Origin of the sequence: Micromonospora sp. WMMD754 (genome assembly GCF_049315235.1) — a bacterium.
GTDB classification, from domain to species: domain Bacteria; phylum Actinomycetota; class Actinomycetes; order Mycobacteriales; family Micromonosporaceae; genus Micromonospora; species Micromonospora sediminicola.
Map to the genome: position 1 here is coordinate 1,460,751 of NZ_CP186058.1, position 17,025 is coordinate 1,477,775.

A 17,025-nucleotide genomic window follows, 5' to 3' on the forward strand; every position below is an offset into this window, starting at 1 on the left:
ATCAGGACTCCTTGACCGCGATGGTCTCGACGGTGTTGGCGACGTGCTCGAAGGCGTCGCAGGCGGCCTCCAGCTCGTCGGCCACCTCCTTCATCTTCAGCACCGTCAGCGCGTCGTACTCACCGGAGAAGAGGCGGACCAGCAGCATCCGGTAGGCCTGGTCGCCGTCGTTCTCGAGCCGGTTGCACTCGATCCAGTAGTCCTCGAGGTCCTTCATCGACTTCAGTCGGGGCATCGCCTCGGCGGTGAGCTTGGCCTGCTGGTCGAGCACGTTGACCAGCTCGTGCAGCTCGCGCGGCAGCGACGGGAGCTTGGTCAGGCCGTACAGGTAGAGCAGGTTGCCGACCGCCTCCAGGTGGTCCATCACGTCGTCGAGCAGCGAGCCCAGCCGGTAGATGTCCTCCCGGTCGAAGGGCGTGATGAAGGTGGAGTTGATCTTCTTGTAGAGGTCGTGCGTGATCTGGTCGCTGTCGTGCTCGACCTCGGTCAGCCGCTCGCTGATCGACTGCACGTCCGCGCCGGGCAGACCCAGCTCGTTGAGCAGGTCGGTCCCCTTCACCAGGTTCTGCGCGGCCCTGGTGAAGAGCTCGTAGAAGGCGCCCTCGGTGGGACGGAAGGAAAACTTCACAGCACGGACCTCGTCGTGTCGGTGGAAGGGTGGCCGTCGCCTGCGAGAGGCGTCTGCTCTGGGCATGCTAGGGACACGGTCGAACCCGGCATCGACCGGCCCACCCCTGGTCAGGCCCGATTCACCGCTCGTTCACCTGCTGTTCACCTGATCACTTGCCGCCCTGGTCGCGCAACCGGTCACGCTCCCGTTCGACGTCGAAATCGGCAGGCGGATACCCCAGATCCAACCCGTCGAACGTCTCCCGCAGCAGGTGGGCCAGCGCCCAGTCGCGGTACCACTTGCGGTCCGCCGGCAGCACGAACCAGGGCGCGGCGTCCGTCCCGCAACGCTCCAGCGCCTCGGTGTACGCGGCCCGGTAATCGTCCCAGCGGGCCCGGGTGTCCAGATCGCTCGGGTTGTACTTCCAGTACTTCGTCGGGTCGGTGAGCCGCTCCATCAGCCGCTCGCCCTGCTCCGCGTACGAGATGTGCAGCATGACCTTCACCACGGTCACGGACTGCTCGACCAGCTCCCGCTCGAAGTCGTTGATGATCGCGTACCGGGACCGCCAGGTGGCCTCGTCGACCAGTTCCTCCACCCGGGCGATGAGCACGTCCTCGTAGTGCGAGCGGTTGAACACGCCCACGTAGCCCGGCGGCGGCAGCGCCCGCCGGACGCGCCAGAGGAAGTCGTGCCGCCGCTCCTCCTCGGTCGGCGGGCCGAAGGAACGGATGTGCAGCCCGAGCGGGTTCATCGCGCCGGCCACCCGCTTGACCGCGCCGTCCTTGCCGCCGCAGTCCATGGCCTGAAGCACCAGCAGCACCCGGCGCGGCCGGTCACCGGCCAGCCGTGCGCCGGCCTGGCTGGGCGCGCTGGTGGCGCTCCCCGGCCCGGCCGCGCCCTGGGCGGCGGCGTAGAGCATCTCCTGCTGCCGGCCCAGCTCCGCGCCGACCAGCTCGACCTGCCCACGGGCCCACTCCTTGCGCGCCGACCCGTGCCCGGCCGCCGCCGGCAACCCCGGTGTCGACCGGGGGTCGATCGCCGCCAGGTCCACCGCCCCCGGGCCCACCCGCAACAACTCCCGCATCGACCCGCCCTCGGGCCCCACCACGCCACTCATCCCCCGATCCTCACCCCGCAACCCCGATCATGGGTACGGCGTGCCCGCTACGCCCGTTTTGCGACTCACCCTCCATCCGCCCACCTCCTCCACCCGTTCCCCGGCCAGCCCCGCCCGTCGGCAGTCCCCCGCCCCCGCCCGCCCGTTCACGCACGTCACCCCCTCTCGGAACCAGCGCCTCACCGAACGGAATCGATCTTCCACAAAGTGGGATCGGTCGAGATCTTGGTAAGAACTGGCCCCTATAGGGGCCGTTTCGTACCAAGATCTCCCGCCGGACTGGGCCGGACGGGCGCGAACGGCCGAACGCCAGGCGGCTTGGTCACGGCGGCCGGGAGGGAAGGCGGGTGAACGGGGGAGCCGGGCGATGGACGGCAGGCGGCGAAGCCGGGGCGACGGACGGCAGGCAGCGGGCGGGCGCGGCAGCGGGCGGTGGGCGGTGGGCGGTGCGGGGTGGGCGAGCGGGAGAATGGGTGGGTGGACGAGCTTGCGGGGGAGTTCGAGGCGGAACGGGGGCACCTCCTGGCGGTCGCGCAGCGGATGCTGGGCAGCCGCAGCGAGGCCGAGGACGCCGTGCAGGAGACCTGGCTGCGCTTCTCGGGCGCACTCGCCGACCCGGCCGAACGGGCCCGCGTCCGCGACGTGCGCGGCTGGTTGACCACCACCTGTTCCCGGATCTGCCTGGACGTGCTCCGCTCCGCCCGCGTGCGCCGCGAGGCGTACCCGGGTCAGTGGCTGCCCGAGCCGGTGGTGCGCGGCCTACCGGCGGCGGACGGTTTCGCCCCCGACCCGGCCGAGCGCGCGGTCCGGGCCGACCAGCTCGGCACCGCGCTGCTGGTGGTGCTGGAGCGGCTGACGCCGGAGCAGCGGGTGGCGTTCGTGCTGCACGACGTCTTCGCGGTGCCGTTCGGCGACGTGGCCGACGTGCTCGCCGTGACGCCGGAGGCGGCGCGGCAGCTCGCGTCCCGGGGGCGTCGGGCCGTGCACGGGCCGGACGCGCCACGGCACAGCGCCGACCTCGCCGAGCAGCGCCGCGTGCTCACCGCCTTCGCCGCCGCGGTGGAGTCCGGCGAGCTGGACCAGCTGGTCCGGGTGCTGGCCCCGGACGTCATGTCGATCGGCGACTCCGGCGGGCACTTCCCGGCGGGGCGCCGCCCGGTGGTCGGCACCGACGCGGTCGGCCGCCTGCTCCTCGGCCTGTACGGCCAGGCCCGGGGGCGGGGCGCCCTGCGCGGCCGGCCGGTGCTGGTGGACGGCACGCTGGGGTGGCAGTCGGAGTTCCTCCACCGCGACGGGCGGACGATCCGGATGGTCACCTCGTTCGCGGTGCACGACGGGCGGGTCACCGGCGTGTTCAACCAGCTCAACCCGGACAAGGTGGCCGACCTGCCGCCGCTCGGGCCGGACGCCGCCTGGCCGCCGCGCTGGTGACCGCGGTTCAGACCACCAGGGCCAACCACTTGCGGTACGAGGTGGCGAACGGCTCGCTGCCGTCGCCGAGCGCGCCGAGCAGCCAGCGGGCCGCCGCCTCGGCCTCGGCGACCAGGTCGTCCGGGTAACTCCACCGGGCCCGGTGCTCGGCGAACTCGTCCTCGTCGCGCAGCTCGACGACGCCGGTCTCCCGGCGACGCACCACGTCCAGGTCGAGGTCGACCAGGTGGACCGTCTCCTCACCCTCCCAGCGGGCCGGGGTGGCGATGTCGCAGTAGACCTCGCTGGTGCGCGGCGGCGGGTTGAACATCCCGGTCCACCAGCCGTGCCGGGGCACCAGCAGGACGAACGGGATCTGCTCGACCGAGGGGCGGCCGTGGTAGACCGACTCGGTGCCGGCCGGCACGCCGAGCCAGACGCCGAGGTCGTCCTCGGCGAGCCGGCGGGCCGGGTAGTCGCGGTGCGCGCTGCCGTCGTACTTGCGGTAGATCACGCGGACCACGTCGCTCGGCATGCCTGGCACCCTAACCGATTCCGGCCACGCCTCGCGATCGGGAGGTAACCGGACGCGACGCATCGACCGCGCCACGCGGCCGGAGCGGCGGGACCCCCGTCGGTGCCGGCGGGTACGGTCGCACGGTGAGCCCGTCCCGCACCGCCACCGGCCCCGCTGTCCCGAAGAAACGCCGGGCCGGCCGCGCCGACGGCGGGGCGCTGCTGGCCGCCGCGGTGGGCGCGGTGCCGGGCGGCGCGACCCGGCCGGGCCAGCAGCAGATGGCCGAGGCGATCGAGCGGAGCATCGCCTCCGGCGAGCACCTGCTGGTGCAGGCCGGCACCGGCACCGGCAAGTCGCTGGCCTACCTGGCCCCGTCCCTGACCGTGGACGGTCCGGTGGTGGTCTCCACCGCGACCCTGGCGTTGCAGTCCCAGCTCGTCGACCACGACCTGCCCCGGCTGGCCGACGCGGTCGAGCCGGTGCTCGGCCGCCGCCCCACCTTCGCCGTGCTCAAGGGCCGCCACCACTACCTGTGCCTGGCCCGGCTGGACAGCTCGGTGGAGGACGAGCCGGACGACGCGCTCTTCGACGCGCCCCGTCCCGGCGGGACGAAGTGGCTGGGCGAGGCCGGCCGGCTGGGCAAGCAGGTGCAGCGGCTGCGCGACTGGGCCGAGAAGACCGCCACCGGCGACCGCGACGAGCTGGACCCGGGCGTCGACGACCAGGTGTGGCGCAGCGTCTCCATGCCGGCCCGGGAGTGCGTCGGGGCCAGCCGCTGCCCGTTCGGGCAGGAGTGCTTCGCGGAGGCGTCCCGGGCCCGCGCCCGGGAGGCCGACATCGTGGTGACCAACCACAGCCTGCTCGCCGTCGACATGCTCGCCGGGCGGCACATCGTGCCGCCGCACAAGCTGCTCGTGGTGGACGAGGCGCACGAGCTGGCCGACCGGGTCTCCTCGGCCGCCCAGGCCGAGCTGGTGCCCGAGCTGATCGACCGGTCCACCCGGCGGGCCCGGCCGCTGCTCCGGCCCGACCTGGCCGACCGGCTCACCGAGGCCGGCGACGCGCTGACGGTGGGGCTGGCCGAGGCGCCGGCCGGTCGGCTCACCGCCGGCCTGCCGCCCGCGCTGCGGGAGGCGTGCACGCTGCTCGACGCGGCGACCCGGGCCGCGCTGGAGTCGATCGGCGACGTGAAGGCCGACGACCCCGACCCGGTCCGCAAGCAGCAGGCGAAGGCGGTGCTGGACGAGTTGTCCACCACCGCCCAGCGGCTGCTGGAGGAGGCCGACCACGACGTGGCCTGGGTGGAGAAGCCGGAGAACGGCAGCCGGCGGGCGCTGGTGGTGGCGCCGCTGTCGGTGGCCGGCACCCTCGCCACCCACCTCTACGACGAGCGCACCGTGGTCGCCACCTCGGCCACGCTCGCCCTGGGCGGCCGCTTCGACACGGTGGCCCGGGCGCTCGGGCTGGAGGCCCCGCCGCCCACCCCGCCGTCGCCGGCCGCCGCCGCGCTGGCCTCCGCGGCCGCCGCGGGTCGCACCGCCGGGCCGGCGCCGGTGGCCAGCACCGAGGGCAGCCGGGCGGCGATCGGCACGGTCCCGGCCACGGAGGGGCCCGGCTGGCGGTCGCTCGACGTGGGCTCGCCGTTCGACTACGCCCGGCAGGGCATCCTCTACGTCGCCGCGCACCTGCCCCGCCCCAGCGTGTCCGGCCTGCCCACGGCCGCCGGCGAGGAGTTGTTGGCGCTGGTCGGGGCGCTCGGTGGGCGTACCCTCGGGCTCTTCTCGTCGCGACGGGCCGCCCAGCAGGCGGCGGAGCTGGTCCGGGCGCGGACCGACCTGCCCGTGCTGCTCCAGGGCGAGGAGGCGCTGCCGCTGCTGGTCCGCCGGTTCCGCCAGGAACGGGAGAGCTGCCTGTTCGGGGTGATGTCGCTCTGGCAGGGGGTGGACGTGCCGGGCGACGCCTGCCAGCTCGTGGTGATCGACCGGCTGCCCTTCCCCCGCCCCGACGAACCACTCGCCGCGGCCCGCGCGGCGGCGGTGGACGCGGGCGGCGGCTCCGGGTTCGCGGCGGTGAGCGTGCCGATCGCCGCGGTCCGGCTGGCACAGGGCGTCGGCCGGCTGATCCGGGCCACCGGCGACCGGGGCGTGGTCGCGGTGCTCGACTCGCGGCTGGAGACGGCGCGGGGCTACGGCCCGTTCCTGCGCCGGTCGTTGCCGCCGTTCTGGTACACCACCCGGCCCGAGGTGGCCCGGGGCGCGTTGGAACGGCTCGCCAAGAGCTGACGCCCGCGCCTCCCCGGGTGGGGTGACGCGGGCGTCGACGGGTCGGGCCGGGTCAGGGCGCCTGGGAGGCGACCACCACGGCGTCCGGCGGGGTGTCCGGCACGGTACGCGCGGCGAGCCGCCGGACCGCGGTGTTGAGCACGGCGATCAGCGGCACCGCGACCAACGCGCCGGCGATGCCGGCCAGCACCACGCCGGCGGCGATGCCGATGATCACGGCGAGCGGGTGGATGGCCACCGCCCGACCCATGATCAGCGGCTGGAGCACGTGCCCCTCGACCTGCTGCACGCCGATGACCACGCCGAGGATGATCAGGGCGGTCACCGGACCGCTGTCGACCAGCGCCACCAGCACGGCGACCACGCCGGACAGGAAGGCGCCGACGATCGGGATGAACGCGCCCAGGAACACCAGCGCGGCGAGCGGGAACGCGAACGGGATGTCGAAGACGACCAGGAAGATGCCGATGCCGACGGCGTCGATGAACGCGACCAGAACGGTGGCCCGGACGTACGCGCCGAGCGTCGCCCAGGACGCGCGCCCGGCGTCGTCGACCTTCCAGCGCGCGGCGACCGGCAGCAGCCGGACCAGGAACCGCCAGATGTTGTTGCCGTCGCGGAGGAAGAAGAACGTCGCGAACAGCACCAAAACGGTGCCGGTGAGCACCTCGGCCAGCGTGGCGGCGGTGCTGAGCGCGCCGCTGGTGAACCGCTCGGTGTTGCCGTTGATCCAGCTCTGCGCCTCGTCGATGTAGCGGTCGAGCTGGCTGTCGGACAGGTGCAGCGGGCCGGTCTTGAACCAGTCCTGGATCTGCCGGACGCCCTGGGAGGACTTCTCGCTCAACTTCGGCACGCCCTGGATGAACTCGTTCACCACCAGGGTCAGCGTGCCGATCACCGCGGCCAGGCCGCCGACCAGCACCACGCCGGTCGCCAGCGAGCGGGGGAACCGGGCCTTGAGCAGCCAGCCGACCGCCGGCGCTAGCAGCGCGGAGAGCAGGAGGGCGACGGTCAGCGGGATGATCACGATGCTGATCGTGCCGATGATCTTGAGCAGCGCCCAGGTGACGATGCCGATGACGATCAGGCGCCAGCACCACGCGGCGGCGATGCGCAGCGCGTGCGGCACCTCCGTGTCGTCGCGGCTGACGGTCGAGTTGTGCATCGCGGCCGGCGGCTCGGCGCCCACCACGGTCGCCGAGGGCGCCGCCACCGGACCGGGCGAGACGGGCGAGGCCACGCCCGCGCCGGGCGGCGCCGAGTCCAGCTCCTCCCGGCCGGACCGGACGGACTCCCGGCCCGACTCGTACGCGCGGCGGAGCCGTCCGCGCATCCGCTCGAAGCGGCTCAAGCGCACCTCCGGCAAAGTTGGCCCACCCACGTCACAGGGGGGACAGGATACGTCCGACCGCCCCACCCTAGGGCGGCTCCGCCACACATTGCCCCGCCACGGCACGGGCCAACCACGGCGGGATCGACAGCGGGGCACGCGGTAGCGTCTTCGCGTGACCGCCGACCAGAGTCTCGACGCCGGGCTGCCCATCCGCCTGCTGCACGACCGCGTGCTCGTGCGTACCGAGGGCGCCGAGGGGGAACGCCGCTCCACCGCCGGCATCGTGATCCCGGCGACCGCGGCGGTCGGCAAGCGGCTGGCCTGGGCCACCGCGGTCGGCGTGGGGCCGAACGTGCGCTCGATCGTCTCCGGCGACCGGGTCCTCTTCGACCCCGACGACCGCTCCGAGGTCGAGCTGCACGGGCGGGCCTACGTGCTGCTGCGCGAGCGGGACGTGCACGCCGTGGCGGCCGAGCGGGTGGAGACCACCGCCGCCGGCTCCACCGGCCTCTACCTGTAGCCCGCCCCGGGCGCTGTTTGCGGCGCTGCCCGGCGGGAAGCCCAGGCACCTCAGCGCCCTGGGGAGGGACCATGCCGGTAGTGATCAAGAAGATCCTCGCCTGGGGATTCCTCGCGTTCCTGATCTACTTCATGGCGTTCCGACCCGACGGCGCGGCGCAGCTGTTCAAGGGGATCGGGGTGGCGCTGATGGCCATCGCCCAGGGGCTCGGCGACTTCCTCACCGGCCTGGTGGCCTGACGGTCAGCCGCCCGGGTGCCACGGGTGCGGGCCGTGACCGACGGGGGGCGGTGGCGGGGCCAGCACCACCGGGATCGGCACCACCGGCTCGTCCGGCGCGTCGACCGTGCGCTGCGACCCGTCCGGAAACCGCAGGTGGTAGCGCTGACCGTCCCAGACCCCGACCGGCGCCTGCGGGTCCCGACCGACGAAGAACGACCGGTACGCGGCGATCGCGTCCAGCAGCTCCCGTTCCTCCCGTGCCGTCCGGTCCCGCTCGGCGGGCTTGCGGTCCAAGCCCCGGCGCATCCCGTCGCGCAGCAACGCCAACCGGGTCGCGGCGAACTGGTAGCCGCGCATCGCCTTCACGCCGCCGTCGCCGGCCACCCGGCGGGCCCAGGTGCGGGCCGCGTGCCGCCGGCCCAGACTGCCCAGCGCCGCCACCTCCGGCGGGGTCAGCCAGCCCGCACGCACGTAGTCGGGCAGGGTGCGCTCGGTGAGCCGCCCCTCCCAGGCCCGCAGCCACACCGCCAGCCCCACCATGGCGAAGAAGATCGGCACCATCACGCCGAGGTAGCCGTAGAGCACGATCACCGGCTGCCCGGTGGCCTGGGCCAGCGAGGGCAGCAGGTTCCAGGTGCCGTGCAGCATCATGGCCAGCAGCAGGCCGGCAAGCGGGGCGAGGATCCGGACCCGGCGGTCGGCGGTCCGCGCGGCCACCCCCAGCCCGACGCCGGTCATCGAGGTGAACAGCGGGTGGGCGAAGCCGAACAGCAGGATCCGCACGATGAAGATCGCGATGACCTGCTGGGCGCCGGTGGCCGGGCCGTACTCCTCCACGCCGGTGCGGTAGCCGTACCCGCCCAGGTAGAGGATGTTCTCGACCATGGCGAAGCCGACCGCGGAGAGCCCGCAGTAGACCAGGCCGTCGGTGACGCCGGAGAACTCCCGGCGGCGGAAGATCAGCAGCAGGATCGGGCCGGCCGCCTTGGTCAGCTCCTCGATGAACGGCGCGACCAGCACGGCGGTCAGCGCGGTGGGCAGCCCCCGGTCCTCGAACAGCCGCGCGCCCGTCTCGTTGACCAGCAGCGAGATCGCGGTGGAGACGAAGGCGCCCCAGGCGAAACAGAAGATCAGGTATTTCAGCGGCTCGGGCTCGTAGCGGTCGAGCCAGAGGAAGCAGGAGACCAGCACCGGCACCGGCAGGATCGCCGCGATCACGCCGACCAGCAGAGCCTCCGCGCCCAGGCTCTCGCCCAGCGTGAAGACCATGAACAGCGCGCCGGCCGCGATCAGCAGCACCACCCCGGCCAGCGCCAGGAAACGTCGCCAACCGAGCCGGCGCAGCGGCATCCGGGGCGTCGGCGCGCCGGGCGGCGGGGCGGCGGGCGCGGACGGCGGCGGCGGCGCTCCGCCGGGCGGGGTGACGACCATGCGGTCAGCGTAGTCACCCGCGCCCCACTGGTCCGGCCGCATCGCGACGGCTATGCTCCCGAACAGGTCACGAGCGCCAGCGTCAAGCCCCGGCTTGCTGGCCGGCAACCCTCGTCGAGGTTCGCGGTGGGGTGCCCCGGGTGATGACCGGGCCCGGCGCCGACCCGTGTGCTGGGCAAGCGCGGACCCCGTCCCGACACCTCGGGGTCCCCCGGTGACCCGGAGGCTCCGGCATGACCCTCACCCTCGTACCGCCCGCTCCCGTGCTGCCCACGCCGGTCCGGCCCGACCCGCTCGGCGTGCTCGGCGTACCGGGGGAGATCAACCTGGACCACGCCGCCAGCGCGCCGTGCGCGCGGGCCGCGGCCGACGCGGTGGCCGAGCTGCTTCCCTGGTACGCGAGCGTGCACCGCGGCGCGGGCGCGCTGTCCCGGCGCTGCACGCTGGCCTACGAGCGGGCGCGGCAGACCGTGGCGGACTTCGTCGGCGCCCGCCCCGACGATCACGTGATCTTCACCCGGAACACCACCGACGCGGTGAACCTGCTGGCCCGGGCGCTTCCCGCCGGCACCACGGTGGTCACGTTCGGCGGCGAGCACCACGCGAACCTGCTCCCCTGGCCGCGCGGCTCGGTGCGGCTGCCGGTCCCGGACAGCCCGGCCGGCGCGGTCCGGTCCCTCGCCGCGGCACTCGGCGAGCTGGCCCGCGACGCCCGACCCGGCCTGCCGGTGCTGGTCGCGGTGACCGGGGCCAGCAACGTGACCGGCGAGTGCTGGCCGGTGGCGGAACTGGCCCGGGTCGCCCACCGGCACGGCGCCCGCATCCTGGTCGACGCCGCCCAGCTGGCCCCGCACGCGCCGGTCGACCTGACCGCGTCGGACGTGGACTACCTGGCGCTCTCCGGTCACAAGCTCTACGCCCCGTTCGGCGCGGGCGTGCTGGTCGGGCGGGCGGACTGGCTGGATGCCGCCCCGCCGTACCTGGCCGGCGGCGGGGCCACCAGCCACGTCGGCGCGGCCACCCACGAGGTGCGCTGGGCGACCGGCCCGGCGCGCCACGAGGCGGGGACTCCGAACCTGCTCGGGGCGGTGGCGCTGGCCGCGGTCTGCGAGGCGCTCGCGGCCGCCGACCGGGGCGCGCTGCACGCCCGCGAGCAGGCGCTGCTGGCCCGGCTGCGGTCCGGCCTGGCCGCGCTGCCCGACGTGGTGGAGCTGCGCACGTTCGGCCCGGAGGCGCCCCGGGTGGGCATCGTCAGCTTCGTGGTCGCCGGGCGGGACTCGGCCGAGGTGGCCGCCCACCTGGCGACCCGGCACCGGATCGGGGTGCGCGACGGCCTGTTCTGCGCCCACCCGCTGACCCGCCGCCTGCTGTCCGAGGCCGCCGCGCGCTCCGGCCGCACCGACCTGCCCCCCACCGCCCTGCGCGCCAGCCTCGGCCTGGGCACCACCGCACAAGAGGTGGACACCCTCCTCACCGCCCTGACCACCCTCCCCTGACTGTGAGCCTGTCGGTTGGACAGTCAGCCGACGGGGGGTGCGGTGGGGGGCTTGGGGGCCGGGCTCTGCTCGGTGGGCTCGCCGCTGCGCTGCTCCTTCTCGCCGAACGCCTGCCGGATCAGCCGGTTCGCCTCCTCCTGGTCGACGCCGGAGGCCACCAACAGGTCGCTGGCGGTGGTCCGCACCTGCGCGATCACCACGCTGCCGGAGAAGCCCACCCCCTCGGCGTACGCCCGGCCGGCCTCGCTGACCGCGCGCAGCGACCGCTCGCGGGCCTGCTCCGGCTCCTCGCCGGCGGCGAACTCGTGCCGCAGCAGGCGTACCGACTCGGCGAGGTGGGCGATCGCGTCCGGCATCGGCTCGGGGATCGGCTCCTCGTCCTCGATCATGGTGACCGAGCGGCGGATCAGGGTGCCGCTGTTGCGCATCGCCCGGTCGATCGGCTCGGCCGCCTCGGCGTAGTGGGTCAGCTCGCTGCGCCGGTGCCAGCGGGCCGGCGAGATGGTGATGGTCTCCTTGGCGCCCTCGATCGCCTCGGAGAGCGCCGCCAGCTCCTCCTTGTTCTCCCGCAGCCGGAACAGCGCCCGCTGGGCGGCGCCCCGGTCCTGGTTGCGCAGCGCCTCGGCGCAGGTGTCCAGCTGACCGGCGAGCAGGTCCAGCGCGGGGCGGGCGGCCCGGTTGATGACCCGCAGCGGGTTGAGCGGGAGCAAGATGGCGGTGACCAGCAACGCGATGCCACCGCCGAGGAAGGCGTCGACGAAGCGGGGGAACTCCAGGTTCTGGGTGGACGGGCTGAGCGTCACGATCAGCACCGCGGTGGCCGCCGCCTGGATCACGATGGCCACGCTCGCCCCGGCGAAGATGGTCAACAGGATCGCCGACGTCACCACCAGCGCGAGCTGCCAGGCGCCGGTGCCGAGGAAGTAGATCAGCACGTCGCCGACGAGGACGCCGACCGCGACCCCGACGATCAGCTCGACGGTGCGCCGGAACCGCTGGCCCACCGAGGCGGCGAGCGTGCCCACCGCGGAGATCGGGGCGAAGACCGGCTGCGGGTTCTTCAGCAGCCGGTGCGAGATCAGGTACGCCAGGCCGGCGGCGAGCCCGGCCTGCAGCGCCAGACCGAAGGCGGTACGGACGCGGTGCAGCCGGTCGTGCAGGGTGGCCTTGCTCCGATCCCGCAGCTCGTCCATGGCGGCGCTGATCCGTGGCCCGTCGAGGTCGCCCAGCTTTTCGCGGTCCGTCATACGCCGCAGGAGCGGTGGTCGTCGGTCCCGGGCCTCGGCCATGGCCGGTACTACCCGTCCCACCCCGGGTGAATCCTCGCGCCGCCCGCGATGGGGCAGACTTCAGCCGATGGACGACCTGACGGCACGGTGGCGGGACGCCGCCCACGCGGCCGGCGCCACCGACCCGGTGGGCGTGGACCGGGCCGGGGCGCGCCTGCTGGCCGGCTGGCGGGAACCCCACCGGCGGTACCACACGGTGGAGCACCTGCGGGCGGTCCTCGACGTGGTGGACGCGTACGCGGACTCCGCCCGCCGACTCGACCTGGTCCGGCTGGCCGCGTGGTGCCACGACGTGGTCCACGACCCGCGGGCCGGCGGCGACACCAACGAGCGGGCCAGCGCCGAGCTGGGCGACACGCTGCTCGCCGCCGCCGGGCTGCCGGCCGCGGCGGTGACCGAGGTACGCCGCCTGGTGCTGCTCACCGCCGGCCACGCGGTCGGCCCGGACGACCCGGACGGCGCGCTGCTCTGCGACGCCGACCTGGCGGTGCTCGCCGGCCCACCCGACGGCTACGACCGCTACGCCGCCGCGATCCGCCGGGAGTACGCCCACGTCCCCGAGCCGGACTTCCGCGCCGGCCGGGCGGCTGTGCTGCGGCACCTGCTCGGCCTGCCGGCGCTCTACCGCCTACCCGAGCCGCACGCCCGCTGGGAGGACGCCGCGCGGGCCAACCTGAGCCGGGAACTCGCGCGCCTCGGCTGAGGCGCGGGGCTTGGGGCGGCGCAGGTCGGCGGCGCGCAGCAGGCGGACGATGTCCCGGGATCCGACCACCGTCGCGCCCAGCCAGACCGCGACCCGGAACCGCTCGGCGGGCAGGTCGTAGTGGTCCCGGTCGAAGCCGCGCCGGGGCGCGCCGAGCATCTCGGCGAAGGCGTGCAGCTCCGCGTAGGAGACGTCGCTGATCAGGTGCGACCACAGCCGGCCGCGCCAGGGCACCGTGGGCGGGTCCAGGTAGAGCACGGCGACCAACGGTACGCCGGTAGCCTTCCCGGCATGGCCGCCCATCCCCTCCTCGACGACCTGCGGGCCGCGCTCGGCGACGCCGCCGTGCTGACCGATCCGGACCTGCTGGCCGGGCACGAACGCGACGAGGCGGACCTGTGCGCCTCGGGCACCCCGCTGGTGGTGGTCCGGCCGCGGGACACCGAGGGCGTGGTGGCGGCGGTCCGCGCGGCCGGCCGGCACGGCGTACCGGTGGTGCCGCAGGGGGCGCGGACCGGGCTGGCCGGCGCGGCGAACGCGGTGTCCGGCGCGCTGGTGCTGAGCACCACGGCGATGGACCGGATCCGGGAGATCGACCCGGTCGGCCGGTTCGCCGTGGTGCAACCGGGCGTGGTCAACGCGGTGCTGGCCGGTGCGGTCCGGGAGCACGGCCTCTGGTATCCGCCGGACCCGGGCTCGTGGGAGTCGTCGACCATCGGCGGCAACGTGGCCACCAACGCGGGCGGCATGTGCTGCGTGAAGTACGGCGTGACGACCGAGTACGTGCTCGGCCTGGAGGTGGTGCTGGCCTCCGGCGAGGTGTTGCGCACCGGCCGCCGCACCGCCAAGGGCGTCGCCGGGTACGACCTGACACGGCTCTTCGTCGGCTCGGAGGGCACGCTCGGCGTGATCACCGAGGTGACGGTGGCGTTGCGCCCGGCGCCGCAGGAGTCGCTGACCCTGGTCGCGGTCTTCCCGACCACGGCGGCGGCCGGCGGCGCGGTGGCCGGGATCGCCCGGCGGGGTCTCACCCCGAGCCTGTTGGAGCTGCTGGACCGGACCCACCTGCTGGCGATCGAGGCGTACCGGCCGATGGGTCTGCGCACCGACGCCGAGGCGCTGCTGCTGGCGGCGGTGGACACCGGCGCCCGGGCCGCCGACGACCTGGCCCGGATCGCCGAGGTGTGCACCGGGGCCGGCGCCGACGAGGTCTGGGTGGCCACTGACGCGACCGAGGCGGCCGCCCTGCTCCAGGCCCGACGGCTGGCCCATCCGGCGATGGAACGGTTCGCCGCGGAGACGTTCCCCGGCGGCAACGGCGGCCTGGTCATCGACGACGTGGCGGTGCCGCGCGGCCGGCTCGCCGAACTGCTGGACGGGGTGGCCCGGATCGCCGAGGCGTGCGACGTGCCGATCGGCGTGGTCGGTCACGCCGGGGACGGCAACATGCACCCCAACATCGTGGTCGACCGGGCCGACCCGGTGAGTCTGGACCGGGGGCGGCGGGCCTTCGACGAGATCATGCGGCTCGGGTTGGAACTGGGCGGTACCTGCACCGGGGAGCACGGCGTCGGGCTGCTGAAGCGGGACTGGCTGGCCCGGGAGATCGGCCCGGTGGGCGTCCGGGTGCACCAGGCGATCAAGGCGGCGCTGGACCCGGCCGGGCTGCTCAACCCGGGCAAGGTGATCTGAGTCAGCCCTTGTCCTCGGCCGGGGTCGCCTGGGTGAGCAGCAGCAGCACGTCGTAGGCGACCGTCGGCTTCGGCTCACCCGGGCAGTCCTGGATGGTCACGGTCAGCCCGGGCGGGACGAGCAGCGTCGAGGTCAGCACGCCGATGCAGCCCTGCTTGTACTGCCGCGCCTGGTCGGTCTCCCCGACCAACGCCGGGTCGGTGAGCATCTGCTGCAACCGCTGCGTCTGCTCGGGGTTGAGCGTGCCGGTCGCGTCGACACCGTCGCCGGCGCAGTCACGGCACTGCCACCGGCCGGTCGGGTCCACGTCGAGCGTGCGGACCGGCCCGTCCGCACCCAGCCGCTGCACCAGGGAGACACGTTTCCCGGCCGGGGTCGGTGCGGCGGAGCCCTGCTGACCGGGTGTGGTGGCCCCTTCGGCCCGGCCGAAAAGTGTGCAGCCGGTCAGGGTGGTCGCCAGCAGAATGCCGGCGGAGAGGGCGGCGACGCGCGACCAGGTTGGGCGAACCACGCGGGAAACCTACACTTCCGTAGGTAGCGCGCACCACCGGCCGAGCGGCCGGTAGGGGTTCCGGTTTCCTCAGCGCGGCGAGGTGGGGAGTTCGGTCCCTCGGTCGGCGGCGAAACCGCGCACGTCCGGCGCGCCGAGCCGCGCCGCGTCGGCCGCGACGTCGTCCGACATGAGCTGCGACTCCCGCTCGGCCTCGACCCGCGCCCGGTAGTGGGCGACCTCCCGGGCCCGGGTCGCCGCGTCCCAGCCGAGCACCGCGCCCATCAACTCCGCGGCGTGCTCGGCCGACTCCATTCCGCGATGACTGGTCTCGATGGAGATCCGGGTCCGCCGGGTGAGCACGTCCTCCAGGTGCAGCGCGCCCTCGGCGCGGGCCGCGTACGTCACCTCGGCGGCCAGATACTCCGGCGCGCCGGCCAGCGGCGAGCCGAGCAGCGGGTCGGCGTCGACCAGGGCGAGCAGGTCCAGGGTGAGGTTGCCGTAGCGCTCCAGCAGGTGCTCGACCACGCCGACCGCCACCCCGTGCCGGCGGGCCAGGTCGGCCCGGTCCCGCCACAGGGCCGCGTACCCGTCGGCGCCGAGCAGCGGCAGGTCGGCGGTGCGCGACGGCCGGGTCTGCCCGAGCCGGTGCATGGCCCGGTCGACCACGTCGGCGGCCATCACCCGGTAGGTCGTGTACTTGCCGCCGGCCACCAGCAACAGGCCGAGCATCGGTTCCACCACGGCGTGCTCCCGGGAGAGCTTGGAGGTGGAGTCCGCCTCGCCGGCCAGCAGCGGTCGCAGCCCGGCGTAGACGCCCTCGATGTCGGCGGTGGTCAACGGCCGGTCCAGCACGGTGTTGACCTGCGACAGCAGGTAGTCGATGTCGCCCGCGGTCGCGGCCGGGTGGGACCGGTCGAGCTGCCAGTCCGTGTCGGTGGTGCCGATGATCCAATGGCCGCCCCACGGGATGACGAACAGCACGCTCGTCGCGGTACGCAGGATCAGCCCGGTCTCGCCGACGATGGCCGAGCGGGGCACCACGAGGTGCACGCCCTTGGAGGCCCGGACCCGCAGCTTGGGGCGGAGCCCGACGTCGTTGAGCATCCGCGACATGTCGTCGCTCCACACGCCGGTCGCGGCGATCACGGTGCGCGCGCGTACCTCGAACTCGGCGTCCGGCGCGTCGGCCGGCGCCTCCAGGTCGCGCACCCGGACGCCGGTCACCTCGCGGGCCTGGCGGATCAGGCCGACCGCCCGGGCGCTGGTGACCACTGTCGCGCCGAGGCTGGCCGCGGTGCGGGCCAGCGTCACCACGAGGCGGGCGTCGTCGACCTGGCCGTCGTAGTAGCGGATCGCGCCGGCCAGCGTGTCCGGCCGGAGGCTGGGGAAGATCCGCCGGGCGCCCTCGCGGGTCAGGTGCCGGTGCAGCGGCATCCCGCGGCCCCCGCCGAACACCCCGGCGAACACGTCGTACGCGGCCACGCCGAGCCCGTAGTAGGAGCGGCGGAAGATCCGTCGGGGCAGGTCACGAGCGCCGCCCTCGGCCGGCAGCGGCACCAGGATCGGCACCGGGCGGACCAGGTGCGGGGCGAGCCGGGTGGCCAGCAGCCCGCGTTCGGTCAACGCCTCGTGGACCAGGTGGAACTCCAACTGTTCCAGGTAGCGCAGGCCACCGTGGATGAGCTTGCTGGACCGGCTGGAGGTGCCGGCGGCATAGTCGCGCGCCTCGACCAGGGCGACCTTCAGGCCCCGGGACGCGGCGTCCAGCGCGGCGCCCGCACCGGTGACGCCACCGCCGATGACCAGCACGTCGAACCGCTCGGCGCGGAGCCGGCGCAGCTCGTCGGCGCGGCGCTCGGCGGAGAGCTGACCGGCCTCGGATCGGGACACATTGGGGTCGCGCACCCG

15 protein-coding genes, 2 pseudogenes and 1 riboswitch are annotated in these 17,025 nt (G+C 74.6%); of the genes and pseudogenes, 8 read left to right on the forward strand and 9 right to left on the reverse strand.

Annotation, left to right across the window (positions count from 1 at the left end; all coding sequences use genetic code 11):
• Window position 1 precedes the first annotated feature (1 nt).
• Window positions 2–628: a DUF47 domain-containing protein gene (locus ACN27B_RS06920; protein ID WP_089157475.1), complete on the reverse strand. Its 627-nt coding sequence runs from the start codon at window positions 626–628 to the stop codon at window positions 2–4.
• A gap of 151 nt (window positions 629–779) precedes the next feature.
• On the reverse strand, window positions 780–1,730 hold the full coding sequence (locus ACN27B_RS06925) for a PPK2 family polyphosphate kinase (RefSeq protein WP_099163499.1): 951 nt from the start codon (window positions 1,728–1,730) through the stop codon (window positions 780–782).
• A 477-nt stretch (window positions 1,731–2,207) separates the two neighbouring features.
• Here ACN27B_RS06925 and sigJ point away from each other — a divergent pair, with 477 nt between their 5' ends.
• Window positions 2,208–3,161, forward strand: a complete 954-nt coding sequence (gene sigJ, locus ACN27B_RS06930; protein WP_091576897.1) for an RNA polymerase sigma factor SigJ — start codon at window positions 2,208–2,210, stop codon at window positions 3,159–3,161.
• Between the two features lie 7 nt (window positions 3,162–3,168).
• Here sigJ and ACN27B_RS06935 read toward each other — a convergent pair whose 3' ends face one another.
• Complete coding sequence (locus ACN27B_RS06935; RefSeq protein WP_422743990.1) at window positions 3,169–3,675, reverse strand: DUF402 domain-containing protein; 507 nt, start codon at window positions 3,673–3,675, stop codon at window positions 3,169–3,171.
• A 125-nt stretch (window positions 3,676–3,800) separates the two neighbouring features.
• Between ACN27B_RS06935 and ACN27B_RS06940 the strand changes: the two are divergent.
• A pseudogene (locus ACN27B_RS06940) lies at window positions 3,801–5,132 on the forward strand (ATP-dependent DNA helicase); the annotation flags it as partial.
• Between the two features lie 120 nt (window positions 5,133–5,252).
• Window positions 5,253–5,939, forward strand: a pseudogene (locus ACN27B_RS06945) (ATP-dependent DNA helicase); the annotation flags it as partial.
• 52 nt (window positions 5,940–5,991) lie between these two features.
• Here the strand turns inward: ACN27B_RS06945 and ACN27B_RS06950 are convergent.
• Entirely contained in the window at window positions 5,992–7,272 is a 1,281-nt protein-coding gene (locus tag ACN27B_RS06950) for an AI-2E family transporter (protein ID WP_371682312.1), read from the reverse strand.
• A gap of 172 nt (window positions 7,273–7,444) precedes the next feature.
• Between ACN27B_RS06950 and ACN27B_RS06955 the strand changes: the two genes are divergently transcribed.
• Window positions 7,445–7,792, forward strand: a complete 348-nt coding sequence (locus ACN27B_RS06955; protein ID WP_099163495.1) for a GroES family chaperonin — start codon at window positions 7,445–7,447, stop codon at window positions 7,790–7,792.
• A gap of 71 nt (window positions 7,793–7,863) precedes the next feature.
• On the forward strand, window positions 7,864–8,031 hold the full coding sequence (locus ACN27B_RS06960; RefSeq protein WP_172967907.1) for a hypothetical protein: 168 nt from the start codon (window positions 7,864–7,866) through the stop codon (window positions 8,029–8,031).
• Between the two features lie 3 nt (window positions 8,032–8,034).
• Here ACN27B_RS06960 and ACN27B_RS06965 read toward each other — a convergent pair whose 3' ends face one another.
• Window positions 8,035–9,486 (reverse strand): PrsW family intramembrane metalloprotease, encoded by a 1,452-nt coding sequence (locus ACN27B_RS06965; protein ID WP_099163494.1) that lies wholly within the window; start codon window positions 9,484–9,486, stop codon window positions 8,035–8,037.
• A 23-nt stretch (window positions 9,487–9,509) separates the two neighbouring features.
• Window positions 9,510–9,632, forward strand: a riboswitch (SAM riboswitch).
• Between the two features lie 45 nt (window positions 9,633–9,677).
• On the opposite strand from ACN27B_RS06965, the gene ACN27B_RS06970 reads away from it, so the two are divergent.
• Complete coding sequence (locus ACN27B_RS06970) at window positions 9,678–10,940, forward strand: aminotransferase class V-fold PLP-dependent enzyme (RefSeq protein WP_422743993.1); 1,263 nt, start codon at window positions 9,678–9,680, stop codon at window positions 10,938–10,940.
• A 23-nt stretch (window positions 10,941–10,963) separates the two neighbouring features.
• Here ACN27B_RS06970 and ACN27B_RS06975 read toward each other — a convergent pair whose 3' ends face one another.
• Window positions 10,964–12,187, reverse strand: coding sequence for an FUSC family protein (locus tag ACN27B_RS06975; protein ID WP_422743995.1), 1,224 nt, complete (start codon window positions 12,185–12,187; stop codon window positions 10,964–10,966).
• A 109-nt stretch (window positions 12,188–12,296) separates the two neighbouring features.
• Here ACN27B_RS06975 and ACN27B_RS06980 point away from each other — a divergent pair, with 109 nt between their 5' ends.
• Window positions 12,297–12,932, forward strand: coding sequence for an HD domain-containing protein (locus tag ACN27B_RS06980; RefSeq protein WP_422743997.1), 636 nt, complete (start codon window positions 12,297–12,299; stop codon window positions 12,930–12,932).
• On the opposite strand, the gene ACN27B_RS06985 is transcribed toward ACN27B_RS06980, so the two are convergent.
• Entirely contained in the window at window positions 12,858–13,190 is a 333-nt protein-coding gene (locus ACN27B_RS06985) for a DUF4031 domain-containing protein (RefSeq protein ID WP_396823047.1), read from the reverse strand. The genes ACN27B_RS06980 and ACN27B_RS06985 overlap by 75 nt on opposite strands.
• Before the next feature lie 33 nt (window positions 13,191–13,223).
• On the opposite strand from ACN27B_RS06985, the gene ACN27B_RS06990 reads away from it, so the two are divergent.
• Window positions 13,224–14,624, forward strand: coding sequence for an FAD-binding oxidoreductase (locus ACN27B_RS06990; RefSeq protein ID WP_422743999.1), 1,401 nt, complete (start codon window positions 13,224–13,226; stop codon window positions 14,622–14,624).
• Between the two features lies 1 nt (window position 14,625).
• Here ACN27B_RS06990 and ACN27B_RS06995 read toward each other — a convergent pair whose 3' ends face one another.
• A complete protein-coding gene (locus ACN27B_RS06995; RefSeq protein ID WP_091569111.1) occupies window positions 14,626–15,135 on the reverse strand; it encodes a hypothetical protein in 510 nt (169 codons plus the stop codon).
• 69 nt (window positions 15,136–15,204) lie between these two features.
• Window positions 15,205–17,007 (reverse strand): glycerol-3-phosphate dehydrogenase/oxidase, encoded by a 1,803-nt coding sequence (locus ACN27B_RS07000; protein WP_396823189.1) that lies wholly within the window; start codon window positions 17,005–17,007, stop codon window positions 15,205–15,207.
• Between the last annotated feature and the right edge of the window lie 18 nt (window positions 17,008–17,025).

Excerpts from the sequence above, each read along its gene's own strand:
- ACN27B_RS06980 (WP_422743997.1), top strand. The coding sequence starts at position 12,297 with ATGGACGACCTGACGGCACGGTGGCGGGACGCCGCCCACGCGGCCGGC.
- ACN27B_RS06925 (WP_099163499.1), bottom strand. The coding sequence starts at position 1,730 with ATGAGTGGCGTGGTGGGGCCCGAGGGCGGGTCGATGCGGGAGTTGTTG.
- ACN27B_RS06935 (WP_422743990.1), bottom strand. The coding sequence starts at position 3,675 with ATGCCGAGCGACGTGGTCCGCGTGATCTACCGCAAGTACGACGGCAGC.
- ACN27B_RS06970 (WP_422743993.1), top strand. The coding sequence starts at position 9,678 with ATGACCCTCACCCTCGTACCGCCCGCTCCCGTGCTGCCCACGCCGGTC.
- ACN27B_RS06975 (WP_422743995.1), bottom strand. The coding sequence starts at position 12,187 with ATGACGGACCGCGAAAAGCTGGGCGACCTCGACGGGCCACGGATCAGC.
- ACN27B_RS06965 (WP_099163494.1), bottom strand. The coding sequence starts at position 9,486 with ATGCGGCCGGACCAGTGGGGCGCGGGTGACTACGCTGACCGCATGGTC.
- ACN27B_RS06990 (WP_422743999.1), top strand. The coding sequence starts at position 13,224 with ATGGCCGCCCATCCCCTCCTCGACGACCTGCGGGCCGCGCTCGGCGAC.
- ACN27B_RS06950 (WP_371682312.1), bottom strand. The coding sequence starts at position 7,272 with ATGCGCGGACGGCTCCGCCGCGCGTACGAGTCGGGCCGGGAGTCCGTC.
- ACN27B_RS06960 (WP_172967907.1), top strand. The coding sequence starts at position 7,864 with ATGCCGGTAGTGATCAAGAAGATCCTCGCCTGGGGATTCCTCGCGTTC.